The sequence below is a fragment of the Nocardia sp. NPDC060255 genome, from assembly GCF_042727395.1.
Classification (GTDB): Bacteria; Actinomycetota; Actinomycetes; order Mycobacteriales; family Mycobacteriaceae; genus Nocardia.
The window spans coordinates 89355-114613 of record NZ_JBHXAU010000027.1 but is presented as its reverse complement, the minus strand read 5'-3'; the positions used below and the strand labels follow the sequence as shown (position 1 = coordinate 114613).

24 protein-coding genes are annotated in these 25259 nt (G+C 65.9%); 13 read left to right on the top strand and 11 right to left on the bottom strand.

Annotated features, from left to right (window positions below):
- The first annotated feature begins 121 nt into the window (after positions 1-121).
- The 3 genes from ACFWF1_RS35935 to ACFWF1_RS35925 all read left to right on the top strand — a co-directional run bounded on the left by ACFWF1_RS35935 (position 122) and on the right by ACFWF1_RS35925 (position 3560).
- A complete protein-coding gene (locus tag ACFWF1_RS35935; RefSeq protein WP_379283646.1) occupies positions 122-1006 on the top strand; it encodes a helix-turn-helix domain-containing protein in 885 nt (294 codons plus the stop codon).
- A 31-nt stretch (positions 1007-1037) separates the two neighbouring features.
- The gene (mug, locus tag ACFWF1_RS35930) at positions 1038-1601 is read left to right on the top strand and encodes a G/U mismatch-specific DNA glycosylase (RefSeq protein WP_379283647.1); all 564 of its coding nucleotides are present in this window, start codon (positions 1038-1040) and stop codon (positions 1599-1601) included.
- 282 nt (positions 1602-1883) lie between these two features.
- A complete protein-coding gene (locus ACFWF1_RS35925; protein ID WP_379283648.1) occupies positions 1884-3560 on the top strand; it encodes a hypothetical protein in 1677 nt (558 codons plus the stop codon).
- A 26-nt stretch (positions 3561-3586) separates the two neighbouring features.
- Here ACFWF1_RS35925 and ACFWF1_RS35920 read toward each other — a convergent pair whose 3' ends face one another.
- Positions 3587-3967, bottom strand: a complete 381-nt coding sequence (locus ACFWF1_RS35920) for a winged helix-turn-helix transcriptional regulator (protein WP_379283649.1) — start codon at positions 3965-3967, stop codon at positions 3587-3589.
- Positions 3968-4053: 86 nt separating this feature from the next.
- On the opposite strand from ACFWF1_RS35920, the gene ACFWF1_RS35915 reads away from it, so the two are divergent.
- Positions 4054-5406, top strand: a complete 1353-nt coding sequence (locus ACFWF1_RS35915) for an amidohydrolase family protein (protein WP_379283650.1) — start codon at positions 4054-4056, stop codon at positions 5404-5406.
- A 92-nt stretch (positions 5407-5498) separates the two neighbouring features.
- The gene (locus tag ACFWF1_RS35910; RefSeq protein WP_379283652.1) at positions 5499-6374 is read left to right on the top strand and encodes an LLM class F420-dependent oxidoreductase; all 876 of its coding nucleotides are present in this window, start codon (positions 5499-5501) and stop codon (positions 6372-6374) included.
- Between the two features lie 66 nt (positions 6375-6440).
- On the opposite strand, the gene ACFWF1_RS35905 is transcribed toward ACFWF1_RS35910, so the two are convergent.
- On the bottom strand, positions 6441-6863 hold the full coding sequence (locus ACFWF1_RS35905; RefSeq protein ID WP_379283653.1) for a MarR family winged helix-turn-helix transcriptional regulator: 423 nt from the start codon (positions 6861-6863) through the stop codon (positions 6441-6443).
- A gap of 93 nt (positions 6864-6956) precedes the next feature.
- A complete protein-coding gene (locus ACFWF1_RS35900) occupies positions 6957-7613 on the bottom strand; it encodes a peroxiredoxin-like family protein (RefSeq protein ID WP_379283654.1) in 657 nt (218 codons plus the stop codon).
- Between the two features lie 102 nt (positions 7614-7715).
- Here ACFWF1_RS35900 and ACFWF1_RS35895 point away from each other — a divergent pair, with 102 nt between their 5' ends.
- Complete coding sequence (locus ACFWF1_RS35895; protein ID WP_379283656.1) at positions 7716-8327, top strand: TetR/AcrR family transcriptional regulator; 612 nt, start codon at positions 7716-7718, stop codon at positions 8325-8327.
- Here the strand turns inward: ACFWF1_RS35895 and ACFWF1_RS35890 are convergent.
- From ACFWF1_RS35890 to ACFWF1_RS35865, 6 genes are all read right to left on the bottom strand, one after another.
- Positions 8324-9226 carry a formylglycine-generating enzyme family protein gene (locus ACFWF1_RS35890; protein WP_379283657.1) on the bottom strand — a complete coding sequence of 301 codons (903 nt, stop codon included), beginning with the start codon at positions 9224-9226 and terminating at the stop codon, positions 8324-8326. The genes ACFWF1_RS35895 and ACFWF1_RS35890 overlap by 4 nt on opposite strands.
- The gene (locus ACFWF1_RS35885; RefSeq protein WP_379283659.1) at positions 9223-10542 is read right to left on the bottom strand and encodes an MFS transporter; all 1320 of its coding nucleotides are present in this window, start codon (positions 10540-10542) and stop codon (positions 9223-9225) included. The genes ACFWF1_RS35890 and ACFWF1_RS35885 overlap by 4 nt, the downstream gene beginning before the upstream one ends.
- A 26-nt stretch (positions 10543-10568) precedes the next feature.
- Positions 10569-12341, bottom strand: a complete 1773-nt coding sequence (locus ACFWF1_RS35880) for a sulfatase (RefSeq protein WP_379283661.1) — start codon at positions 12339-12341, stop codon at positions 10569-10571.
- Complete coding sequence (locus ACFWF1_RS35875; RefSeq protein ID WP_379283662.1) at positions 12341-13546, bottom strand: FAD-dependent monooxygenase; 1206 nt, start codon at positions 13544-13546, stop codon at positions 12341-12343. The genes ACFWF1_RS35880 and ACFWF1_RS35875 overlap by 1 nt, the downstream gene beginning before the upstream one ends.
- On the bottom strand, positions 13543-14115 hold the full coding sequence (locus ACFWF1_RS35870) for a DUF6790 family protein (protein ID WP_379283663.1): 573 nt from the start codon (positions 14113-14115) through the stop codon (positions 13543-13545). The genes ACFWF1_RS35875 and ACFWF1_RS35870 overlap by 4 nt, the downstream gene beginning before the upstream one ends.
- Before the next feature lie 276 nt (positions 14116-14391).
- Entirely contained in the window at positions 14392-15117 is a 726-nt protein-coding gene (locus tag ACFWF1_RS35865) for a GntR family transcriptional regulator (RefSeq protein ID WP_379283665.1), read from the bottom strand.
- A gap of 226 nt (positions 15118-15343) precedes the next feature.
- Here ACFWF1_RS35865 and ACFWF1_RS35860 point away from each other — a divergent pair, with 226 nt between their 5' ends.
- The 3 genes from ACFWF1_RS35860 (at position 15344) to ACFWF1_RS35850 (ending at position 18798) form a co-directional block, all read left to right on the top strand.
- Positions 15344-15865 (top strand): DUF6790 family protein, encoded by a 522-nt coding sequence (locus ACFWF1_RS35860; protein ID WP_379283667.1) that lies wholly within the window; start codon positions 15344-15346, stop codon positions 15863-15865.
- A 52-nt stretch (positions 15866-15917) separates the two neighbouring features.
- Positions 15918-16676, top strand: a complete 759-nt coding sequence (locus ACFWF1_RS35855) for an SDR family NAD(P)-dependent oxidoreductase (RefSeq protein ID WP_379283668.1) — start codon at positions 15918-15920, stop codon at positions 16674-16676.
- A 283-nt stretch (positions 16677-16959) separates the two neighbouring features.
- Positions 16960-18798, top strand: a complete 1839-nt coding sequence (locus ACFWF1_RS35850) for a BTAD domain-containing putative transcriptional regulator (RefSeq protein ID WP_379283669.1) — start codon at positions 16960-16962, stop codon at positions 18796-18798.
- A gap of 6 nt (positions 18799-18804) precedes the next feature.
- Here the strand turns inward: ACFWF1_RS35850 and ACFWF1_RS35845 are convergent, their stop codons facing one another.
- Positions 18805-19563, bottom strand: coding sequence for an AraC family transcriptional regulator (locus ACFWF1_RS35845; RefSeq protein WP_379283670.1), 759 nt, complete (start codon positions 19561-19563; stop codon positions 18805-18807).
- Between the two features lie 82 nt (positions 19564-19645).
- On the opposite strand from ACFWF1_RS35845, the gene ACFWF1_RS35840 reads away from it, so the two are divergent.
- From ACFWF1_RS35840 to ACFWF1_RS35830, 3 genes are all read left to right on the top strand, one after another.
- On the top strand, positions 19646-20254 hold the full coding sequence (locus tag ACFWF1_RS35840; RefSeq protein ID WP_379283671.1) for a nuclear transport factor 2 family protein: 609 nt from the start codon (positions 19646-19648) through the stop codon (positions 20252-20254).
- 230 nt (positions 20255-20484) lie between these two features.
- Positions 20485-21915, top strand: a complete 1431-nt coding sequence (locus ACFWF1_RS35835; RefSeq protein ID WP_379283672.1) for an MFS transporter — start codon at positions 20485-20487, stop codon at positions 21913-21915.
- Between the two features lie 39 nt (positions 21916-21954).
- Complete coding sequence (locus ACFWF1_RS35830) at positions 21955-22845, top strand: SDR family NAD(P)-dependent oxidoreductase (RefSeq protein WP_379322254.1); 891 nt, start codon at positions 21955-21957, stop codon at positions 22843-22845.
- Between the two features lie 6 nt (positions 22846-22851).
- On the opposite strand, the gene ACFWF1_RS35825 is transcribed toward ACFWF1_RS35830, so the two are convergent.
- Positions 22852-24519 carry a hypothetical protein gene (locus ACFWF1_RS35825; protein WP_379283674.1) on the bottom strand — a complete coding sequence of 556 codons (1668 nt, stop codon included), beginning with the start codon at positions 24517-24519 and terminating at the stop codon, positions 22852-22854.
- 206 nt (positions 24520-24725) lie between these two features.
- Here ACFWF1_RS35825 and ACFWF1_RS35820 point away from each other — a divergent pair, with 206 nt between their 5' ends.
- Positions 24726-25199 carry a YbaB/EbfC family nucleoid-associated protein gene (locus ACFWF1_RS35820; RefSeq protein WP_379283675.1) on the top strand — a complete coding sequence of 158 codons (474 nt, stop codon included), beginning with the start codon at positions 24726-24728 and terminating at the stop codon, positions 25197-25199.
- Positions 25200-25259 lie beyond the last annotated feature (60 nt).

Below are 25259 nucleotides of genomic sequence, written 5' to 3'. Positions count from 1 at the left end.
CGGTTTGATCGACCTGGTGGGTTCGGGCGATATCATCAGCTCGGACGCGGTGTGCTTGCGAGAGCTTGGGGCGTGGGCGGTGCTGCCGCGGGTGGCCTTTCAGCATCGGAGTAGGACGAGCATGGTCGCGGAACCTAAACGGATCGTCGTCGATCCGAGTGTTGCGGAGCGCGGTCCGACTGCGTTGCGGATCGCGGTCGGTGGCCAGTTGCGCAGGTTGCGTGAAGCTTGTGGGATCACGCCGCAAACGGCGGGGGATCATATTCGTGGTTCGTATGCCAAGATCAGCCGGCTCGAGCTGGGGCGGACGGGGTTCAAAGAACGTGACATCGTGGATCTGCTTGCCCTGTATGGGGTTACCGACGCGGCGCAACGGGAGATGTTCGTAGATCTGGCGCTCAAGGCCAATGAGGCGGGTTGGTGGCATCGATACAACGATCTGTTGCCGCAATGGTTCGAGACCTATCTCGGGTTGGAAGGTGCGGCTCGCACGATCAGAACCTATGAGGGCCAACTGATTCCGGGGCTGCTGCAGACCGAGGACTATGCGGCCACGGTTGTCGAGATGGGGCAGAAGAGCAACGACGCGGCTCGGCGGGTGGAGTTGCGTACCAGGCGTCAGGAGGTCCTGGATGTGTCCGGTGGCCCGATGCTGTGGGCGGTACTGGACGAGGCTGTGCTGCATCGACCTGTCGGGGGTGTCAGTGTGCAGCGTGCGCAGATCGAGCATTTGGTGGAGATGTCGGCCAAACCCAGTGTGACGATTCAGGTGCTGTCGTACCGGTCCGGTGCCAGTGCGGCGGCGGGTAGTTCGTTCACCATGCTGCGTTTCTCCGAGCGCGATCTGCCCGACGTCATCTACTTGGAGCAGCTGACCACCGCGCTGTACTTGGATCGATGGGACGACGTCCTGCTCTATCGCGGTGTAATGGACCGGCTCGCGATCCAGGCGGAAACACCGGAGCGGTCCCGGGCGCTGATGATGGCCGCCGCCGCGGCGCTATGACCCGCGGCTGGGCATCCGGCAGACTGAGGGAATGGGTTCTGGTTCGTCAGTTCGGCCGTCGCCCGCGGATCTGGCCGCGGCGCAGGACAAGACTATTCCCGATCTGATCGGGCCCGGCTTGCGTGTGCTGTTCTGTGGGATCAATCCGGGCCTGTGGTCCGGGGCCACCGGATATCACTTTGCTCGTCCGGGAAATCGGTTCTGGCCGGCCTTGCATCGGTCCGGTTTCACGCCGCGTCTACTGCAGCCCGACGAACAGCGCGAACTGCTCGCGCTGAGCTTGGGGATCACGAATGTGGCCGCACGCACGACCGCCAAAGCCGAGCAATTGACCGCCGACGAACTGCGCGTCGGCGGACGCGCCCTGGTCGATCGGGTCGAGCAGTATCAACCCCGAGTACTGGCCGTACTCGGTATCGGCGCCTACCGCACGGCTTTCGGTCGTCCGCGTATCACGATCGGCCCCCAAACCGAGCGGATCGGTGATACCGCGGTGTGGGTGCTGCCCAACCCGAGCGGGCTCAACGCCCACTACACACTCGACGCCCTCGCCGTCGAATTCCGCGCGCTGCGCGAGGTGGTCGAAACCGGCTGACCACCTTCCGCGCGAATTCGCGCAGGGACTTCGTGATCGGGGCGGGTGCGAGGTGCCGGGAGATGGGTGCGGCCGCCAGTTGATCGTGATCGGTTGTGGCGATCTGGACCAGGCAGTCGAGAGTCACCACGCAGAACTGCGTGGTGGATCGCGGCCGGTTCGAAGACCAAGCATTCGGGGTCGTGTGTTTCCGGATGCGCTGTCCTACAGTTCGATTGAGCGAGATTTCACAGCCGCAACCGTGGCCAACGGGGGCGGTCGAGCGAGAACTGGTGAAGCGATATGCCGCGGACGGTTCGGTTTCTTCTCGTCTGGTCGGTGCCGCTGATCGCGATCGGCGTCTTCTGGTTGCTCTGCGCCGTCGTCGCGCCTGGGTTCGGCATGCAGAACAGCCTGCGCGCGTGGTTGTTCAATGTGATCGAGCACGGCAGTGGGCTGTGGTGGGTGATTGTCTACTATCTGGCCGGACTGACCGTCTACTTCGTCCGCGTGTATCGAGACCGGCCGCGGGTGCATACCGCTTATCGGGCAGTGGCCGTGATCGGCGCAGCTCTGAGCGTCGTATCGATTTGTGTACCAATATATTTCATGGTCAACCTCGACAAGAACGCGGGGCGCTTCTACGCCGGTGCCAGCACGTTCTATGCACGTGATCCTGGTCAGGTCCCGTCGTCGCTGCATCTGCTCGCCAACGGCGGCACGAAGAACTCCGGCGGGTGCGCGGTCCTGGGCGGCCACGACGTCTACGGCTGTATCCAGCAGGGGGACCTGTCGCCCGCGGGCTGGGAACCGCGCGTCGGGTCGCTCGACGGCGCCACGATCGCGCTGGGGCGCGCGATCGGCGACGTGCAGGCGGTCAGCCTGCGTCCGGAAACCATCACCTACCTGAACGGCCGCGGCGCCGTCCCCGGATCCTGGAGTGGCGTCCTGGACGGTAGCGGCATCAATGTTCCGCTGGGCGGGGTGGCCGAGTGGACCGGCGAGGGTGCGGTCACCGCGTGCACGTTCACCGGCGACTACGGCATCGACAGGGCATTCGGCGGTGCCCGGATGAACAGCCTGACCAACCTGATCAGTGAGCGGTTTCCGCTGATCGGCTACGAAATGGGTGACGTGTGGGGGTACTGCGACGGCAAACAGCCGGTCGTGGTGGTTCCGGTCACGATGCCGATCCCGTGGACCCATCGCACGGTCGATGCGCCGGCCGGCGTCATCATCGTGCACGGCGACCACGGCCACGTGAACCTGGACTATCGAACCGACGTCGGTCCGGGCGCACTGCCCGGCCCGGTCTACCCGAAATCGCTGATGGCACAACAGCGTACCGAGACCAAGTGGGCGGCCGGCCGAGAAAACATGAACCGCAACCACTTCGGCTTCGACCCGGCGAATTCGCAGGCACAGAGCGGTAATGTCTCCGAATACCTGTTGCGGGACAAGAGGACCGGGCGGCTGCAGTGGGTCACGCCGATGATCCTGCGCGGCAGTACATCCGAGCTGTTCGTCGCGTATTCGGTCACCCCCGCCGACGAGGTGCACCGGCGGAATCTGAATCCGCAGTCGGTGTATGTGCTCGACGACACCGACGCGCGCCGGATCAACATCGACAACCTCGACGCTGACGCGCGCTCCTGGCTGGCGGTCAACGCGGGCACGGTCATGTCCAACGGCGGCAAGCTGGTCGAGTTCACCCCGATCGATGGCGACACCTGGCGCGGTTTCGTCGAATTCAACGGCCGTGTCGCTTATCGGATAGATATCAGCGCCAGCCACAAGATCCCGGTCCAGCTCACCGAACTCGACCCCGCCGGCCAAACCCTGTCCACCCCGCCACCCACCGCGGGCAACGCCGATTGCGGAAAAGACCTCGGCGCACTGACTCCGGCGCAAGTGACGCGATGCGCCAAGATCTTCGTCGACGAACTGTCGAACCGGCAGCAGCAGACACCGCCGCGGTGACGCAACGATCCAGTGCTCGGGCGAGGTCAGTGCGGGGTGGTCGTTTGGGGTGGACTTGGTTTCGGGGGGATCGGGCGGCCGGTGTTGTCGACGGGGGCGCCGGCCCATATTCGTAGGGCGTCCATTGCTGGGGCGAGTTGTTGGCCGCGTTCGGTGAGGCGGTAGGTGGCGGTGATCGGGGGGCCGGGGGCTACTTCGCGTTCGACCAGGGCGGCGTTTTGGAGTTCGGTGAGGCGCTCGCTCATTACGCGCTTGGAGAGGGTGGGGAGGGCGGCGTGTAGTTCGTTGAAGCGGGCGGGGCGTTGCAGGAGTAGGTCTATGAGTAGGCCGGTCCAGCGTTTGCCGAGCAAGCCGAAGACCTCCTCGGTGTAGGAGCAGGAGGTCAGCGGGAGCTGGGTCTCGGTCACGTCTTCCATGATACGAGTCGGGGAACATTTGCATTCCAGGTTGTATTAAGTAACCTGATTACGGAATGGTGCCAGCGGCGGTCCGGATGCCCGGCCCCTGGTCCGCATCAGGTACTGCCCGATCAGGAGTTGAAGCGATGGTCTATGAACCCGAGACGATCACGAGGATCGAAGCTCGCGATCCCGAGATTTACGACCTCGTCATCCGCCGCGCGCACGTCTTCGACGGACACAAGGTGCACGCCGGGCTGCGCGATGTCGCCATCAATGGTGGGCAGATCGCTGCGGTCTCAGCGGAACCTCTGAGGGGGAGAAAGGTGGTCGACGCCGACAGCGGGTGGGTGATGCCGGGCCTGATCGACACGCATCTGCACCTCTACGACGTCGTTGCGGTGTCCGATCCGGAGTCGATGCGCACGTTCGAGGAGGACGAGTTACCCGGACGGCTCGAGTTGTTCCTTCAGCACGGGATCACCACCATCAAGTCGGTGGGCGATCCGACCGGGGAGATAGTGCGGACGCGAGCGAGGATCGCATCGAGAACACTACGCGGCCCGCGGCTCCTGACGACCGGCTGCGGCATCACCGGACGCGACGGGCATCCCGCAGCTACTGTCTTCGGCGGCAATCCTTGGGCCCGAACACGATTCGCGGGTGAGGTCGACAGCGTGGCGCAGATGCGTGATCTGGTGCACCATCTGGCCGACCAGAAGGTGGACGCGATCAAACTTCTCTCCGAAGGCGCGTGCGCGTGCGCCGGCTCACCAAAGTACGTCTGGCACAATGCCGCTTTTCCGAACGAGGTCGAGCTTGTGCGGCTTCCGCTCGACTTGCTTCGGGCGGGCATCGAAACCGGGCACGAGCGAGGTCTCCTGGTGACCGTGCACACGACCCAGCAGGTTGCGGCCCGCGAAGCGATCGAGGCGGGCGCGGACGGGCTCGAGCATGGTGTCACGGTGGAACCGATCAGCGATCACTCGCTTATCGATCTGATGCTCGAGCGCGACGTCACCTACACGCCGACGCTCTGGATTCACGATGCGATCCATCCCGACGCCCGCGGCAATCTCGCGAAGGTCGCCGCGGCCGGCGTGCACATCGCCCTGGGGAGCGACACCTTCTGGGGGCGTGGCCTTTTCGGGGCGAACACGCTGGAAGAGGCCGAGCTGATGGTCGCAGCGGGGATGACGCCGGTCCAGGCGCTTGTCGCAGGCACCGGCGCGGCGCGGCACTGCGTGCGTCCCGATCTCGGCACGCTGGCACCCGGCAAGCGCGCCGACCTGATCGTGCTGACCGCCGATCCCACCCGGGACATCAGCAACCTGCGCGAACTCAGCATGACCATCCTCAATGGCGAGATCGTCGTCGACAACCGCCCGTCACATCCGCGACGCACCGGTCCGGCAATTTCGTCGCCGCTAGGAGGAGCTCAGCACTGAGACGCCTGGGCGGAATGCGCCGTCGAGAAGGTCCTGCAGATGCGGCCGAAGGACTTTCGCCACTTCCTTAGCATCGTTGGTCTAATGAGCAGATGAGCGATGGCTTCCGGTTCGGTGTGAGCATGACGTCCCGGGGATCCCGGAACAAATGGATCGAAAAATGTCAGAAGGCGGAAAGACTCGGGTATGACGTGATCAGCGTCCCGGATCACTTGGGCATGCCCGCACCGTTCCCGGCGATGATGCTTGCCGCGGAAGCGACACAACGGGTGCGGCTCAACACGTTTGTGCTCAATACGCCGTTCTATAACCCGACGCTGTTGGCGCGCGACGTCGCGACGGTCGACCAATTGACCGGTGGGCGAGTCGAGTTGGGTCTCGGCGCGGGATTCGTGAAGGCGGAGTTCGAGGCTGCGGGCATCCCGTTCCCGAGTGGTGGCAAGCGCGCCGACCAGGTGGCGGAGACTGCCGCGACACTGCGGCGTCTCTTCGCTGACGTTGACTACAGGCCGCGCCCGGCTCAGGAGGGCGGCCCGCCCGTGCTGATCGCGGGGTGGGGCAAGCGCATGCTCCGTATCGCCGCCGAGTATGCCGACATCATTGCGGTCACGGGCGCCGGAACCACCGACGGTGGACATTTGACGCTGGCAACGCCATCGGCGACTGCGGATCGCCTGGCCTATCTTCGGGAGTTGCTCGGCGACCGGGCGGACAAAGTTGAGATCAACATCTTGGTTCAGGCACTGATCTTGCCCGGCGAGCACGAGAAAGCCCTCACGCGACTCGCTCCGTACGTCTCGGTTGGCGACACCGATCAACTGGAGAAATACATAGGACTGCTCGTCGGAACACCCGAGCACATGGTCAGCCAGCTGCGCGAACGCCGCGAAAGCTACGGCATCAACTACATAACCGTCCTCGACCGCAACATGGACAAGCTCGCACCACTGATCGAACTTTTACGGTGACATCGGGACCGTGATTGCTCAGCGGTAGACCTCGGACCCGGCTCGTCGCCGGAATGATGGGTGAAGTTAGCGGGATGGGGTGAGGAGTTCGGCGAGCAGGACGGTGTCGTGTATGTAGCGCTCGTAGGGGAAGTTGGCTGCGAGTAGGGCTGTGCGTAGTTCGTCGTAGAGGGGTTTGCCGCTGGTGTGGAAGGCGGTGCGGCCGGCTTCGGTGGTGGTGACCAGTCTGCGTCGTCCGTGCTCGGGGTCGGGGTCGACCTGGATGAGTCCGGCTGTTTCCAGTGGGCGCAGGGCTCGGCTGATTGCCGGGTCGGATACCGAAAGTGCTTGCGCCAGTTGGTGTTGTGTCATCGGCTCGCTTTCTTCCAGCGTGCCGAGCAGTCGCATCTGGCTGTAGCTCAAACCGCCCGAGCCTTCCATGCGCTTGCGTGTGGCCTCGCTGAGCAGGAGTACGACGCGATGCAACAAATCGCCTAGCCCATCGTCCATAGGGTGATCTTATCAGAGTCTTGCATGGTTAATATTAACTGGGCAATGCTCGCGATACGACCCAGGCTGATGCGTCGCGCTCCGGTGGATTACTTACCGCATATCGGTAAGCGCGGCGATGACGTCGGCGACCTCGGTGCGGGCGGTGTAATCGGGTTGTACGTCGACGAAGCGCACAATGCGGTCCTGGTCGACGATGAGGACGGTGGGCCGCGGCAGCCGGGTCGACCCCTCCGCGTTGACCTCGGCCAAGTCGAGGCCGAGCTTGCGTTGGGCGGCGAGAACCTCGTCGGCCTGTTGGAAGGCGATTCCGATCCGCTCGGCGACGCGACTGCCGGGGTCGGACAGGACCGTGAATTCGAGTCCGGCCTTTTCGGTGGTCGAGAGGGACTCGTCCGGGGACTGCGGGCTGACGGCCACCAATTGGGCGCCGAATGCGCCCAATTGGGGTAACAACTCCTGCTGGTAGGTGCGCAGTGCGAGGTTGCAGTAGGGGCACCAGCCGCCGCGATAGAAGACCAGCACGACCGTCCCGGCCGAAGCGAGTTGGTCGAGGCTGACCGGCGTGCCGGTGGCGTCGTCGAGCGTGAAGGACTCCAGGCGCTGTCCGGCTCGGATCGCGCCGGAGGGGATGCCCTGGTCCAGGAACCCTTGGACGCTGTGGTCGAACACGGCGAGCACATCGGCGGGAAGGTGTTCGGCCGCAGTTGCTTTCAGTTGGTCGGACTGCTCGCGAATGCTGAGGGACATCGGACCTCCAGGACGGATCGAAGAAACTGGACTATGTAGTCCAGTGGGTAGCGAACCATGCCGGGACTGGACCGTCAAGTCCAGTCCGGGGATACTGTTCTGATGAGAGCCCTACCGACTACCGAAAGAGGCCGCCGCACCCGCCACCGGATCGTGGCCGCCGCACTCGATGTCGTGGCCGAAAACGGTGCCCTCGGGGCGAGTCTGGATGAGGTCGGCGCGCGCGCCCCGGCATCGCGCAGCCAGCTGTATCACTACTTCGAGGACAAGAGCGACCTGCTTCGCGCGGTCGCCGAGGCCACCAACGACGCGGTACTCGATGCCCAGCAAGACCTCTTCGCCGGACTCGACACCTGGGCCGGGCTGCTGCGCTGGACCGATGCCCTTGTCGCACTCCAGCAAGAGCGGGAAGGGAAGGGTGGCTGTCCGATCGCCAACCTCCTCGGACAGCTCGGCGAGCGCGACGACGATGTCCGTGCGGTGCTGGCGTCCGGTTTCGATCGGTGGGAGTCGGCTATCGGCGCGGGTCTTGCGGCCATGGCCGAATCCGGTGAGCTGCGGCCGGAAACTGACGTCGCATGGTTGGCTGCCTCTATGTTGGCCAGTCTCCAAGGCGGCCTGGTGCTCGCCCAGGCTCGCCGGGATCCCGAAGCACTGCGCCGGGCCCTCGATGGTGCGCTCGCCCTCATCGGGAGCTACCGCACACACAGCTAACCCGCAGCGGCCGCCGCCGATGTTGTTGCGGCGGTGCGGAAGCCGGCGTTGCCCATGGTGGAATCCGGGGTGTTCGAGGAACGGGCGGCGGTGCGGTATCGGGTGCAATAGCTGTCGTGGCAGAGGTATGAGCCGCCGCGTAGTACCCGTGCATGTCCGGTGGCGGGGCCTTGCGGATCGCGTACGTGGCCTGCTCGGGCGTCGTTACTGTAGGTGTTGGGGGAGAAGTGGTCTGCGCACCACTCCCAGACGTTTCCGGCTGTCTGCCAGAGTCCGTACCCGTTGGGCTGGTAGGTGCGCACCGGTGCGGTGGTGCGGAAGTCGTTCTCCTGGAAGGTGATTGGGAAGGTGCCCTGCCAGATGTTCGCCCGCCACCGGCCGCCGGAATCCGGCGCCTCGTCACCCCACGGATAGCGGGCTCCGGGCAGGCCACCGCGCGCGGCGAATTCCCACTCCGCTTCGGTGGGGAGGCGCCGACCTGCCCAGTCGCAGTAGGCGATTGCGTCGTGCCAGGAGACTTGGACGACCGGATGATCGCCGCGGTCGGCGATGCTCGAATGCCGTCCCTGCGGGTGCCGCCAGCTCGCTCCCTGCACCCCTATCCACCACGGCGTATGCGTGGTGGGGCCGAGGAGATCTGCCTCGTCGGCTGCCAGCACGAGGTGGAACACGGCAGAGTGCCCGAATTTTTCCGCGTCGGTTTCGTACCCGGTCTGCTCGACGAACGTCGCGAAGGCGGCATTGGTGACGGTGGTCGTGTCGATCGTGAACGGCGAGAGTGTCACGGAGTGCACCGGTGTCTCTCCATCGGCGTGAAATCCGTCGTGGTGTGGATCACCCATCGCGAAGGTTCCGCCGGGCAGGTGTGCCTGTTCGATCGGGTGCCGGGCGGGGTTCATCCGGCCGCTCGCTCGACCAGGAGGGCGCGTTGTCGTTCGACGTCGCGGGGGTACGTGCGATAGAGGAGGGTGCAGAAGGCGGCGTTGACGAGCATGAGAATGCCTGGGATCCAAAGCATTACGCCGCGCAGGCCGATCGCGTCGGTGAGCAGTCCGGCGGCGAGGTTGAACAGCGCGTACGCGAGGGCTTCGAACACCGACAGCAGGAGCGCGAAGGCGGCGCCGCGCATTTCGGGCGGTACGACGGCGGCCACGATGGGCCGGTTCACCCCCGGGTTGAGCCCCTGCATGAAGCCGAGCACCGCCCAGAATCCGGCGAAGACCTCGATACCACCCCAGTCGTGCTGAGTAGCCACCACGGCGACGACACCAAAGCCGAGCTGAGCGAACTGCAGGACGATGACGCGTCCGATCCTGGGCAGCCTGCTCTGCAGGTAGTCGGTGGCCAGACTGCCGCCGAAGGTGCCGAGGAGGTAGCCGATGCCGAAGGGCAGGGTGACGATCGATGCGACCGCGGTGCTGAAACCGTAGGTGTGTACGAGGAAGACGACGCCGAAGCTCATGATCAGCAGGTGACCCGAGATGAGTCGCTGGACCAGCATCAGGACGAAGGTGGGGATCCGGAGCATCTGCCGCACCTTGGTCCAGGTGATCTGGCTGTCCTCGGCCTGCCGTGTCGGCGCGGCGATTTCGCTGGCGCCGACGGCGGGGTCGGCGAAGAACACGGCCAGCAGCACGGCGGTGAGCACGGTGATGGCACCCCAGGCGAAGAATCCGTAGCGCCAGCCGTCGGGCACGCGGGACAACTGCCCGATGAGTGGTCCGAGCACCGAGCCGAGGAGGGAGATCGCGCCCCAGGTGTAACCATTGGCGCGACCGCGGGAGGCATCGTCGAACAGATCGGCGGTGATTTCGCTGGCGATCGGCAGCGCCGCGGCGATGAACACGGCCGACACTCCGTACAGGACGATGAGCTGGGCGTAGCTCTGCGCGAGACCGGTTGCGGCGGTGGCGATTCCGGCGAGACCGGAGGCCACGGCGAAGGCGACCTTGCGGTTGGTCCGGCGTGCCACCCACGCCCACAGCGGGCCGAAGACAATGCTGATGAACTTCCCGATGGAGGTCAGGTAGCCGACCGCGGCCGCGGGTGCCGCGACCGCCGCGACGATGACCGGGGCGAGGGTGCTGAGCACACTGGATTCGTTGTTGTCGGCCCAGAGCGGAGCGACGACGAGGGCGAGTTTGCGCCAGCGGCCGGGGACGATCACCGGGGTGCCGGTGGTTGTCAGGGACGCCGGAATGACGGTGTCGGTCAACGGAATACCTCACTGAGGGGGGCCGGTCAGCTTTCGGCCAGTGCCCGATCGAGCTCGTGCAGGGTTCGGCGGGTCAGCGCCGGGGTGAAATCGGCCAGGTCGAGGAGGGTGACCGACCCGGTCTGCTCGGCGATGCGGGCGATCGCGGGGCCGAGCGCGGCCTCGACGATCGCGCGGGTGCCCGCGGTGGCGAGGAGATCGGTGATCGGCGTGTTCACCCCCGGTCGTCCGGTGGGAAAGTCCGCCGGAACCGGTAGTGGGGCAACGGCTTCCTGGTAAGCGTGCAGTTGGGTCCGCGCCAGTAGGTGCCGGGAATCAGCGGGACCGTCGACGGGCAGTCCGAGGCGGGTGAACTGGGAATCCGGCGCGTCGTTCGCGTGCATGAGGTCCAGCAGGAGGTTGATCATCCGCAGTTCGAGGTCGTCGTCGATCATCGGATTCTCTTGGCGGGGATCGCTTTCCAGATCGAACAGGGCCGTGCCGAAGTCGAACGGGTCGCCGACAGCGAACCCGGGGACTCGCAGCACCGGGACGTTCTTGGTGAACGGGAGCGGGCCGACCAACTGCGCGTCCTCCAATTCGGCTGGGGCGAAACGGGATGCCATGTGCGTAGGCATCAGCGTGTGCTCGAAAAGCGGCGCATTGCCTTGTGCGGCCGGGGCCCGCAGGTACACGTACCGCCCGTCGGTGACGTTGACGTGCCCGCCGAAGATCCCGAACAGTGCCCCCGCTCGATGCCTGCCCGGCACAGGGGCGCGTAGCAGCGAAAGTAGCGACCGCCCTTGCATATCCGTGGTCGGCGGGAGACCGAAGAAGTCCAGCAGCGTGGGCCCGAAGTCGATGGTCTGAACCAGTTCCCGGCAGGTGCCTGCTTGCGTCCGGGCAACCGGATCCCAGACGAACAGTGGCGTGTGGATGTTCTCGTCGTACCAGGGCTGTACGTTCTTGCCCCACCAGCCGTGCTCGCCGAGCAGGAATCCGTGGTCGGTGCACACGATCAGCAGCGTGTCGTCCCAGAGGTCCAGTTCGTCGAAGACGTCCAGGACGCGACCCAGCGACGCGTCGCACATCGTCAGGAGCGCGGCGTATTCGGCTTGCGCGCGGTCCACGGTTTCCGGATCTTCGGCCACGCGCTTGTAGTCGGGCCACGCCGGGGACGGGCCCGTCGCGTCCAAAGCGGGGTAGTGGCGCTGGAATTCGCGGTGCGAGAAGTACGGTTCGTGCGGGTCGAAGCACTCGATCTGCAGGAACCACGCGTCCTCGGCGTGATTGGTGCGGATGAACTCGAGGCCGGCCTGCACCGTCCGGATCTGCGGGTGATCGGCCGGTTCGGTCAGGTACTGGCGATTGACGAGATCCTGCCGCCACAGCTGGTTTCGGACCCGACGTGGGCTCGGCGGTTGCGGCGGATCGGCGACCTGCCCCTTCCACGCGTCGCCCTCCTGCCCGCGGAAGAACTCGAAGGTGCGGAATCGGTTGTGGTACGTCGCGCCGCCGTCCTCCCAGTAGTGCGGATGGTCGGTGACCAGGTGCGAGTAGATCCCTGCTGCGGACAGCATTTCCGGCACGGAGTCGTCGAAGGGTTCCAACGGGCCCCAGGAACGATGCAGGAAGTTGTGGCGGCCGGTGTGCATCTCGCGGCGGGCGGGCATGCATGGCATCGAGCCGCCGTAGCAGTTGTCGAACCGCACGGTGTGCGCGGCGAGGCGGGTGAAGTTCGGGGCGTGCACCCAATCGGCGCCGTAGGGCGGCAGGAATCGGCGGTTGAGACTGTCGAACAGGACCAGGACCGTGCGCATCAGTAGCCCGCCTCGGCCGCCACGGTTTCCCTTGCCGTAGAGGAGGTTTCGGGTGTCCAGGAGAAGGTGCCGGTCAGTGAATCGAGGTACCGCGAGCGCGGTGTCAGCCACACGAGGCTGTTGCGCAGCGCGACCTTCAGCGGATTGCGCCATTGCGCGACTCGTCCGGCCGACGCCGAGGCCTTCGCCAGTTGCTGGGTCCGGCCACGTCGTGCCAGGTCGTAGCCGGCTATCACGGATTCCACGGTGGACTCTGTGGTGGCGAGCGCGTTGAGCGTCGCGGCGTCCTCCAGTGCCTGGGCCGCGCCCTGCCCGAGGTCGGGGGTGATCGCGTGCGCGGCGTCACCGAGCAGGATGACTCGGCCCGAAACGTAGGTGGGCAGCGGTGTTTCCAGGGAGTAAATGTCGTGTCGCAGTAGCGAGTTCAGTGGGGTGGCGGCGATGAGGCGGGGGATCGGGTCGTGCCAGTCGCGGAAGAGTCGCGCGATCGTGTCGATGTTCGCGTGGGCGTGGGAGTTCGGTGGGGCCGACAGTGTGGCGTACCAGTAGACGCGTCCGTCGGTGAGCGGCATGATGCCGAACCGCTGTCCTCGTCCCCAGCTCTCGACCAGCGAGCGGCCCACCTCGATGTCGGCGGCTGCCTCGGCCGGTACGACGCCGCGCCAGGTGAGATACCCGGCGTAGGCCGGTCCCGGATGGCCGGGAAACAGTTGCGCCCGTATCGGACTGTGGACGCCGTCCGCAGCGACGACGAGTTCCGCACTGAGCGTTGCGGTTTCGTCGTTCGGGCGCTGGAATGTCACGGTGCCCAGGTCGGGATCGACCTCGGTGACCTGGTGGCCGGTGCACAGGTTGGTCTGCCGCAGGGCTCCGATCAGCAGGGTGTGTGCGTCGGCGCGGTGCAGCATGTACCCGGGGACACCGAACCGGCGGACGATCTCGGTGACATCGCCACGCAACAGCCATCTTCCAGATGCGGTCCGAATTCCCGTGGCGCCCTGCGCGGTATCCAGCGACCGGAGCTCCTCGGCCAGTCCCAGCCAGTTGAGAGCTCGCACCGCGTTGGGCGCCAGCATCAGCCCCGCGCCGACCGGGCGGAACTCCGCCGCTCGTTCCAGTACCGTCACCCGCCAGCCGGCGCGCTCCAGGCCGAGTGCCGCGCTCAATCCACCGATTCCGCCACCGATCACGATTGCGGTGTTCATGCCTGCCTGCTCCAGGCCTCGTGCGATGAGTCAGTCACGTTGCTGGGCAACAGGGTTGGGGTTCCGGGCTGTTCGGTGGTGGTCAGTCGTTGTGCGCGGTAGGCGAGGATGATCGTCACGGCGGGGAAGAGCAGGTCGTAGACCAGGACGCCACCGGTGTTGCCGGGCGCGTGATCGCCGTGCGCGAACCACTGATAAACGTGGCCGATCAGCGCACCCCACAAGAACATTCCCGCGCCGAGGCCGATGGTGATGCGTTCGCGGGCTGAGGCCGAGACGGCACGAAAGCCCATGACCGCGAGTCCGAGGTTGGCGCAGGCGATCTCGAACTGGAACGGGGTCGAGTTGAACCCGATCGCGGTCGCCATCACCTCCGGCACCGTCAAGAACGAGATCGTCATCCACAGGCTGCCGAGCCCAAGGGCGACCACGGCCCACCATCGCTGCCAGGTCTCCAACGCGGCTGCGCGAGAGGGACTGTGCCGGGTAGCGACGAAGGCGCCGACGACCGCGACCAGCGGCCAGATCAGTGCGAGTGAGGTCTGGGCGAGGTATGACGTGTTGCTCATGCTTCGAGTCTTGCACAGTTAATATTAACCACGCAAGACTCTGGCGTGGCCCGAATCTTGGACGGCGGTCCCGCCTGAAAGATGTTCTCCACCATCGATATCCGATCCTCGTGTGACGGCCATCGTATGCCGCTTGTCTCCTGACGAAATAATCTTACTGCCAGTAAGGCCAATATGGTGATCGAAGGGCCGGTGCGGATTTATCGAGCTCACCGGCAGGGAGACGTGCTCAGGCTGGGGCGGAGCCATCCGCGAAATCGGCTCTCGCACAATGGTCTAACTGTCGGCGGCCGCGGAGTGTGAGATCGCCGACCGCGCGCGGGACAGGATGGTCACGACCGGGCGTTGGAGTCGCTCGGTGAGCCGCTCGCGATCCTGTGCGGCCAGCGCGTCGAGTATCAGGCGGAACTGGACCGTCGATTCCTGCGGTGCGGCCAGTATGTCGTAGTTGTGCGCGCGATAGGAGGCCGTGCGCGCCCAGAGCCGTTCGATTTCGGCAATGATGAGCGTGCGGTGGCACAGGCGGTAGATGGACAGGTAGAGGTCGGCCATCGCACCCCTCGCGAGGTCGGGTCGGCCTGCCAGCGCCTCGGCTTCGATTCGGTCGACGTGCGCGGACAGCTCGGCCAGGATCTCCGGGCTGGGCCACTCGAGCGTGCGGAGCGCCTCGGTCTCCAGTAGGTCGCGCATGGTGTAGAGCTGTTCCACCTCGTCGTTGCTGAACTTCGCGACGAAGTAGCCCTGGTTCAGTCCGTGCGTGAGCAGGCCCTCGTTGCTCAGTATCTCGAGGGCTTCCCGGACCGGTGGGCGGCTGACGCCGCACCGCTCTGCCCAGGCCTGCTGACGGAGTTGCTCTCCCGGGGAGAGCTCGCCGTTGAGGATGGCGCCGCGAATGGCATCGAGAACCTTCGCCGTGGTGCCGCTCGCGGGGCGGGTAGATGTGGCCGCCCGGCGGTCGGTGCCGGCCTGCTCAGCACCGCTGTTGACAGCGTCATTGCTCACCTTCATGATTGAAAACATAATTGAATACATTATTGAAGACAAGCTGAGGACTCTGGCAGTACCTGTACCGCAAGGTCTCCCAAGCTTTTGCGGAAGGCTGCCTAACCTGCTCCGGCAGGTTCTCGGTGAGACAAGAGGATGGGCAATGGGGTTGGAACTGCTGAAGGCTCACATTGAAGGATCGGAAGTCTTGCGTGGTTAATATTAACTATGCAAGACTCGAGGCATGAACGATATGGCGTACCTCGCAAAGACCTCAGTCCCTCTGTTCTGGCCGCTGGTCGCGGTCGTCGGCGCAACCGTTGCGACCCGGCACAGTCCTTCTCGCGCAGCCGCATTGGAGACCTGGCAACGGTGGTGGGCCGTGGTCGCGCTCGGGTTCGGCAGTCTGTGGATGACCTTCACGTTTCTGACGGTGCCGGAGGTGATGGCCACGTCGATCGGTTTCAATTCGACTCCGTTCCAGTTCGAGATCGCTTTCGCCAACCTCGGACTCGCGGTCATGGGCTTTCGTGCCGTCTCGGCCTCGGCTCGTGAACGCATCACGATCGGTCTGGGTGCGGGAATGTTCTTGTGGGGTGCGCTGATCGGCCATGTTTATCAGTGGTTCGCGCACGGTGATCACGCTCCCGGCAACACCGGCGGAGTCCTGGTCTGCGACCTGCTGTTCCCCGCGGTCATGATCGTTCTCGCCTACCGCTCGCAACGACTGTCCGCCACCGAGCCCGCCCGTGCAGCCTTCGCCTGAGACGCGGCGGTCGGAACCACCTCGGAGTCGCCGCAAGAGAGAGATGACTCAAATGAGTGAAGACATCGTGGAGGACGTTCGGTGGCGGGGTTCGTGGGCGGTGGTCGCTGGTTCGACGGGGGGTGTGGGGCGGGAGACGGCGTTGCGGTTGGCCGCAGACGGGTATTCGATCGTGGTCTGTGGCCGCGACGGTGCCGGTGCGGAGGAGACTCGCAAATTGATCGAGTGGGCCGGGGGACGGGCCGTGGATCTGGCAGTCGATCTCGGTGATGCCGCGGCCGTGCGGCGGCTGATCGCCGAAACGGTCGAGTTGGTGGCCGGTGCTCCGGTGGAGGTGTTGGTCAACAATGCCGGCGAGGCGGATTACGGGTCGACCGAGGACGTCTTCGACGCGGTGTTCAACCGGAATGTGAAGGCGCCCTTGGTCTTGACGGGTGCCTTCGCGCCGCTCATGGCCGAGCGCGGTCGGGGAGCGATCGTCAATGTGGGTGGGTTCGGCGCTTTGGCGGGGAATGGCGGGCAGGTGCAGGCCGCGAAGGCGGCGTTGATCAAGCTGACCAAGTTGTGGGCGGCGGAGTACGGGCCGAAGGGCGTGCGGGTCAATTTCGTGGATCCTGGCCATGCGACGGCTCAGGAGCGCAGAGGGGGAGTGGATCCGGGATACCCGCACGGTGGCGACCCGGTCGAGGTCGCGGAGGCCATCCGGTTCCTCGTCTCTCCTCGGGCCGCCTCAGTACAGGGCGCCCTACTGACCATGACCGGAGCAGCAAGCGCGGCGGAGAGTTATGGCCGCCCGTCAGCGCCTGCGTAAGGCCTGGCACTACGGGATAAGCGCCCATCGGATCGGGTTCGCGCCGGGCAATTTTCGCGGCGATTGACGCCACCAGCGACATTCTGATTGACTTGCAGTCAAATCAATTTTCTTTTAGTCAATATGGACGAAGTCGGCGCGGACGCGTCGGCATCGCAGAGTCCACCGAACAGCCTCGATGTTCGAAGGTGAGGGACCAGTGTCAGCATCGCGGAACCCAGGTAATAGTCGGACGAGACCTACGGAACTTCGGCTATCGGTACTGGGGCCGGTAGAGGCGTGGTTGGACGACCATCGCCTGGACATCGCCGCGCCGCAGCTGCTGACCGTGCTGGCGATACTCGCGATCGAAGACGGGCGCACCCTGACGGCGGCACAGCTGATCGAGCGAATATGGTCCGAGAACCCGCCGACCTCGGCAATCAGCGTGCTGCGCAACAACATATCCACCCTGCGCCGAGAGTTCGATGCCTACGGCGGCGCGGGTGCCGGGTTCGAGTGGCTCGATTCGACTCAGGGCGGGTATCGACTGTGCCTGCCGGTGAAGTTCGATGTCGTGGCGGTCGAGGCACTCATCGCCGCCGCCGAAGCCGACCGTCGATCGGGAGCTCCGGATCGGGCGGAGGCCAAACTGGCGACAGCACGGAATCTGTGGCGGGGCGACCCCTTGGTCGGTCTACCCGGACCGTGGGCGGACCAGGAGCGGAACCGCCTGGCCACGCTGCGTTCGGAGCTAAGTGAGGCGACGATCTTCGTCGCGCTGGATCTCGGCCGGCATTCGGCGGCGGTCATGGAGGCGCAGACGCTCATCGCGGCCGAACCACACCGCGAGCGCTGGCACGAACTGCTCATGGTCGCGCTCTCTCGCGGCGGGCGGCGGATCGAAGCGCTCGACGCGTATCGCAACGCACACCGCGTGCTCGCCGACGAATTCGGCCTCAGTCCCGGCCCGGAGATAGTCAGGCTGCATCAACAGCTGCTGTCGGCCGAGCCGCCGCGATTCGCTGCGATGAAACTGCCTCCCGACCTCGCCGATTTCGTCGGACGCGGGAATCTGGTGCGCGAGCTCACCGAGGTGCTCGGCGCCGACGCCGAACATCGGCAGGCGATCGCGATCACCGGCATGGGCGGCATCGGAAAAACCGCATTCGCCATGCATCTCGCCCATCACATGCGCGCCCACTATCCGGACGGGTCGGTGTATCTCGATCTCGACGGTCTGGCCGAGCAGCCGCCATCGGCCGATATGTTGCTGACGGTCGCGTTGCGCAAGATCGGGGTCGGGCCCGGCGAGCTGCCGGCGGATGCGACCGGGCGAACAGCGTTGTGGCGCAACACCGTAACGGATAAGCGCATACTGCTGATCCTGGACAACGCGCGCGACGTCGACCAGCTCGCCCCGCTGCTGCCGGGCGCGGGCGCGGCGGCGGTGCTGGTCACCAGCCGGTCGAGCCTGGCGGAACTGTTCGGTGCGCGACTGGTCCCGCTCGGCGTCCTCAGCACCGACGAAGCCTGGACGCTGCTGCAGCGGCTGGTGACCACCCAGCGATTGTCGGACGAACCCGCCGCGGCCCGCGAGATCCTGCGCGCGTGCGGAAACCTGCCCGTCGCATTGCGCATCGTCGGGGCGCGACTCGCGAGCCGGCCCGGCTGGCGACTCAGCACGGTCGCCGAGCGCCTGGCCGACGAGCATCAGCGATTGGCCGAGCTCACCCTCGGCAACACCAGTGTGGAGTCGGTGTTCTGGGGGAGCTATCGCCTGCTCGTGCCGGAGCTCGCGCGCGCCTTCGTCCTCCTCGGGTACGCCGAAGCGCCTGAGCTGTCGGCCGCGGCCGTCGCCGCGCTGCTGAACCGGGATCGGGCCGAGGCCGAGCAGCTCTGCGAGGCCCTCGTCGATCACGGCATGTTGCAGACACCGAAGCTGGGTCAGTATCGGCAGCACGATCTGCTGCGACTGTTCGCCCGCAAGGTGGCCGACCCCGCGCAGCGCCGTGAATCGCCGCAGGCCCTGTGCCGGCTGCGCGATTTCTGCACCTCGGCTGAACCGCGGTTCGCCGGCGAAGGCGACGGCACCGCGGCACTGGGCGCCACTCTCCTCCTGGCGGAAAGGCGTGCCCTGTGAACAAACTCAGTCTGCGCGTTGCAGGCTGGCCTGGTATCGACCGGGAGTTTGGCCGAGGATGGCGGTGAATGCGCTGATGAGGCTGGCGGTGTTGGACCAGCCACACAGACTGGCCGTCTGGGTGACCGTGCGCCCGTCCATCAGGTGTACGAGAGCGTGCTGGACGCGGAGCTGCGCGCGCCACTGATGGAAGCTCATGCCGAGTTCGGTGTGGAAGAGCCGGCTCAGGGTCCGCTCGCCCGCGCCGACCGCCCGGCCCAGCTCGAGCAGTGAGGATCCGTCGGCGGGGTCGGCGTGCAGCAGGTCGGTGACGGCGCGGAGCCGATCGTCGCGTGGTTTCGGCAGATGGAGCGCTTGCTCGGGAGTCTCGAGCAGTTCGTCGACGATGACCTGACGCAGCCGGAACGCGGCGGCCGTGGCGGGCGGTCGTGGATCGGTCAGTCGCAGCACTGCCGCTCGCAGCAGCAGGGACGCTTCGAACACGGTCGGCCGGTCCGGCAGGGTCCGGGCCAGAGTCCGCGGCAGCAGCAGGGTCCGCACGTCGGTTTCCCCGTATGCGCGGTGTTCGTGAGCGAAGCCGGCCGGGGTCCAGCTGACTCGATTGGCCGGGGTGATCCAGATGCCGCTCTCCGTCGCGATCGACAGGATCCCGCTCGACGGGTAGATCAGCTGCCCCTGCGGGTGCCGGTGCATGTCCATGTGCTCGCCGTGCGGCCACAGCCGGGCAGACTCCGGTAAGGGGGTGAATTGGCGGGTTTCTGGCACAGAAAGTCATTCTATCAGTGGTTGTCGTCGGGGCGATCGACAACAGTTGAGCTGACAGCACATCGAACAGGGAGGAATCCGCATGAGCGACAACCGAATCGACGACCACCTGGCGATCAGCGAACTGATGACAGGCTGGATTCATCGGGACCGGGAGCAGTGGGACGAGCTGGCCGGACTGTTCCACGAGGACGCCACGCTCAGGATCCTCTGGTTCGCCGGCTCTGCCCACGACTTCATCGACGGCTCCCGCCGGATGGGGCACGGGCCGCTGCGCAGCAAGCACTTCATCGGCGCTCCCAGCATCCGCTTCGCCGGCGATCGCGCGTTCGTCGAGACCAACGCGATCCTCCTCGCGGAACTCACCGGTGCGGGGATCGGCGCGACCATCCACAACCGATTCCTCGACCGCGTGAGCCGCCGCGGCGGCAGCTGGCGCATCGAGCATCGTGACTCCGTCTACGACATGGGCGGATTCACCTACCCGTTCGGCGTCGCGGGTGCCCCGGACATCGACGCACTGGCGTTGTCCGGCCGTCATCCCCGGGAGTACGCGGCGCTGGCCTATCTGCTCGAAACCGCCGGGCACCCGGTAACCGGCACCTACCCGACTCGCTTCGGCGCGCAGGAGGCGGCGATTCTCGAGGCAGGCAGCGCGTGGCTGACCGAGACACACCTCGCACACCGCTGAAACGCGGTCCGGACAGCGAGACCGCAGGCATCGGCTGCCACCACGTCGAGGCGAAATAGGGCGCTCTGCCGAAACCGCGTCGGCCGCAGGATCATCGCCCGGTACATGGCCGATTCGAGGTACTTATCGGCCCCTGAACGGCATACCGGCCAACTTACGGTAAGGGCAGGGAATCGGTCTCTTCGGCCCGCCACCTGAGCGGCGTCACGAATATCACTGAAGGAGAACGGATGTCGTCTCTGCAAGTCACCACGGCCCCCATGTCCGAGCGCAAGGCGGGTACCGGTTGGATGGTCGCGGCTTTGATGCTCGGCGTCCTGGTCTACGGTGTCCTCGGAACGGTGGTAACCCCGGCACTCACGTTGCTACAGAACGACTTACACACTTCGGTGGGCGGCGTGACGTGGCTGTTGACCGCCTACCTCCTGGCGGCGGCCGTGAGCACCGCGGTACTGGGCAGGCTGGGCGACATGTTCGGCAAGCGGCGGATGCTTCTCGTCGCCCTGATGTTGATGGCAGCGGGAGCGCTGGTCTCGGCCGTGTCCGGCGTGTTCGCCGTCGTTGTCCTCGGGCGGGTGCTGCAGGGCATGGCCGGTGGGCTACTGCCGCTCGCGTTCGGGATCATTCGCGACGAGCTGCCCCACGAACGTATCGGCCACGCGATCGGCGCCGTGTCCGCGATGATCGGCGTCGGCGCCGGCGTCGGCGTGATCCTGCCCGGCCTGGTCGCGACCAGTTTGGGCTGGCAGTGGCTCTTCTGGATTCCCTTCGCCCTCACCGTGCTCGCGATTCTCGGCACCTGGGTGTTCATCTCCGAATCGCCGGTGCGCCCCGGCGGGCGAGTGAACTGGGTGAACGCGGCCCTGCTCACGATCGGCATCACCGCTGTGCTGATCTCCGTCAGCGAGGGCTCGTCCTGGGGCTGGACCTCCGGCCCGACGCTCGGCCTCCTGCTCGGCGGGGTTGTGGTCTGCGCGCTGTGGGTTACTGCCGAGAGCATCAGCGGCCGGCCGTTGATCAACGTGCACCTGATGCGCGTTCGCGCACTGTGGACGACCAACATCACCGCATTCCTGCTGGGGGCGGCGATGTTCTCCTCGACCGCCGTGTATCCGATCTTCGCGCAGGTGCCGAGCAGCAGCGGATTCGGTTACGGCGCATCACCACTCGTCTGTGGCCTCTACCTGCTTCCGTATTCGGTCGCGATCGCGGTGGCCGGATCGCTGGCCGGGCGCATCGCCCACCGAATCGGCTTCCTGTCCGCGCTCGTCGCGGGATGCCTGACGTGCGCTGTCGGCAGCGGATACATCGCCATCCGGTATCACCACCCCCTCGACATGATGATCAGCCTGGCCATCTTCGGATTCGGTCTCGGCACCGCCACCTCGGCGCTGTCCGCCGTGGTGGTGCACGCCGCGCCCGCCGGACAGGTGGGCGAGACGACCGGGATGAATCAGGTGATCCGGATGATCGGCGGCGCGATCGGAACGCAAGTGGTCTCGACCCTCATCGCGAGCAACCAGCACAACGGACTTCCCGGCCTCCGCGGCTTCACCCAGTCCTACCTGGCGGAAGTGGTGTTCCTGATCGTGGCCGCCGCTGCGGCCATGCTCGCCGTGCCCCGGTCTTCGGCGAGCCGGGACGCCGGTCCGCTTGTTTGACGGCCGCCGCATGGTCTGATTGACTCCTGGTCAAATCAGATGATTCTTAGTAATCCTAATATGGGACATGATGTCAAAAGTGTTGGAATTACAGCGTTTATCGGCCCGGGACGGCCTCGGCATCGGCAAGCCTCCAGAATCCGTCGCCCAGGCTCGTCGACCTCTCGCATGAGCTGCAACCGTCCTGCCGATTCGAGATATCAGATGAGAGAAGGCATTGTGGGAAACCGGCGGGGTTCGTGGGCGTTGGTCGCCGGCTCGACGGGCGGTGTCGGTCGGGAGGTTGCGTTGCGGTTAGCGGACGACGGGTATTCCGTCGTGGTCTGTGGCTGTGATGGTGCCGGTGCCGCGGAGACTCGAAAGTTGATCGAGTGGGCCGGGGGGCGGGCGGTGGATTTGGTGGCTGATCTGGGTGACTCCGTGGCGCTGCGTCGGGTGATTGCCGAGACTGCCGGTGTGGTGGCGGATGCTCCGGTGGAGGTGCTGGTCAACAATGCCGGTGAGCTCGATGGTGGGTCAGCCGGGGACATGTTCGATGTGGTGTTCAACCGGAATGTGAAGGCGCCGTTGGTCTTGACGGGTGCGTTCGCGCCGTTGATGGCCGAGCGTGGTCGGGGAGTGATCGTCAACGTCGGCGGCCCCGGAGTCTTCGCCGAGGTCGGGGACGGTGGCCAGGTGCAGGCCGCGAAGGCGGCGTTGATGATGTTGACCAGGTTGTGGGCGACGGAGTACGGACCGAAGGGCGTGCGGGTCAATTCCGTCGACCCGCGCTGCGCGCTCAACCGCTACGGCAGTCGGCCCGCCGAAGTCGCCGAGGCCGTACGGTTTCTCGTCTCACCGCGAGCCGCCGCCATCCAGGGGGCCGTATTGACCCTGGGCACGGAAGCGGGCGCATACGACACCGGTGGATATTTGTCAGCGCCCGCGTAAAGCCGGCTACGAGATCGACGCCGATCCGCGCTCCCGGAAACGTTGTTCGAATCCTTCGGCATACAGCGATGGTGCGGTGGACGAGGAAGACTGTTCGATCACTCCGTCGTCGGCGATATAGAAAATGGCGCGGCCGATGGCGATCTCGCCGGGTTCGGTAGGGACGAAGACCATCCAGCCGACCTCGAGGCGTTCGGCGACGAGTTGGTCGAGCGGGTAACCGGTGGTGTCGACGTCGAGGCCGACGATGTAGTCGCGGACCAGGGTGATGGCCTGGTTTCGGGGGAGTGGCTCGAGGTCGGTGACAGTGAGGCCGGCCAGGGACAGCTGATACATCGCGGCGTCGACATTGTCGGTGGCGTCATCGAAGAAGGCGGACAACGTATCTCGGGTGACCACTCCGGTTTCGGCGGCGGCGACGAGAGTGGCCGCGGCGTCGCGCTGTTGCTCGGTCGGCTCGTCGCCGAGCACAGCGCAGAGGATGTCGGTGACCGTCTGTGCCGACCACACGCCGGGGACGGCTGCGCTGAACTCGGCGGCGGCCGGTGACTCGCCGCGGTGCCAGCTGCCGCGCTCCCACCAGTAGCAGAACGACAGCATGCCTTGGGCGGCACGGGGATTGAGCACCTGGTTGGCCACCCAGTCCGGGGCGCCGGCATACAGGTCCGGCAGCGGCTCGTCGGCGTTGTAGGCGGCGTCGAGTTCGGGAGCGTTCCACAGTCCGCCGGAGAGGACGGCGCGGCCGCCGGGCAGGACGAACAGGGTGGCGCCGCTGCGCGTGGCACCCTCGAAGATGCCGAGCGCGGGGCGGATTCGCGGTCCGAGTTCGGAGCCGACGGCGACGAAAGCGGCCGCGATGGTGGCCCAGCGTGCCCACAGTACGGGCAGCGGGGGGAAGTCGTCGCGGGAGAGGGTCGAGGCGATGCCGTCGTCGCGGTCGGCGCGGGCCTGGGCGGCGGCGTCCTCGGGCGAACGCCACTGCCGCTCGTCGTGGTAGATGTACGCGGCCAGCCACACCGGAACCTGTTCGCGGGGAAAGGTTTCCAGGTCGGCGCGGTAGGCGTCCGCGGGCAGCAGGTGATCGTCGGGGAACGGTTCGTCGGCGTAGTCGTAGTCGACCTGGACTTCACCGGTGCGGTCGAGGTCGATGAGCATCCGCCACCAGGGTCCGTCGCCGAGTTGCGCGGAGATGTCGCGGTGCAGCCGGACGAGTTCGCTGACCTCGGCGGGCGGTTCTGCCTGGGAGACTTGATCTTCGGCGTCGTAGTACAGGATGTAGGCGACACCGCCCGCGATGGTGAGGGAGAAGACCGCCTGCAGGTATTGCCAGCCCTCGGGACCGGTGGCGCCGAGTTCGCGGGCGATGCGGTGGGCGAGTTCGGTCGCCTGCTGTTCGATCGGCTGCAGTTCGGGCGCCTGGTTCTCGGGTGCCTGTTCGTCGGTGTCGGCAAGGTGCGCGTCGTCTGCTTGCGGCTCGCTCGGTTGTGCGTCAGCGGCCGCCGCGGCGTCGATGTTCCCCGGGTTCGCATCCTCCGCTGGCGGAGTGGTCTCCTCGGTATCGGCGGGCGGCGTTGTGCTCGGTGTAGCCGATTTGCCCAGGGTGAAGCCGATATCGATCGCGCTGTCGCCGGGGGAGTCTTGGGGTCGCAGTTCGTTCGGCTGCGGATCAGTCATCGGAACCAGTCCTCCGGGGTCCTGCTGTCACGATCGGGCTCCGGTCATCGTCGACCGTGGTCGCGAGGGGCGGGCCCGGTTCGGATCGTTGACGAATAGACAAATCATTTGCCTGCAAGTCAAGCAGAATGCTACGGTCGACGTCAACCGCATTACCTCGGCGCCTGCCGCCTTGCGAAAATCGTTGACCGTCAGGAGGTTTCGCCATGGTCGACAGCCGGAGAACCGACAGTCGCCGGTCCGGGGCCGAGATCGATGACCTCATGGAAACGGTGGGCACGCACATCCGATCGATCGCGGAAATGCAGCGCAAACGGAGCGAGCTCGTCGCAACGGCCAGTGCACGGGACAGGCGGATCACGGTCACCTGCAATGCGGACGGCGTACCGATCGACATCGATTTCGCCGACGACATCGACGACCTCGATTACGACGACATCGCGACGGGGGTGCTCGAGGCCGCGCAAGCGGCGGCCACCGAGGTCGCCACCTTGGCCGAGGATTTGCTGGCTCCGGTCCGCACGGCGCGATCTCGGCTGCCCAGTTTGTCGTCGATGGTCGAGGGGATGCCCGATCTGCGCACGGATGTGCCTGAGCTGCAGCGGGCGTCGTTCGAGCCGAATCGTTTCCCGGCCGATGACTCCCGGCCCCGGCGGCGGTCGGTCATCGACAGCGAGTGATTCGCCGCCTGTGGTGACGAAGATCGAGGCCTCGGTAGGTACTCGCCTGCGGTTGGGATC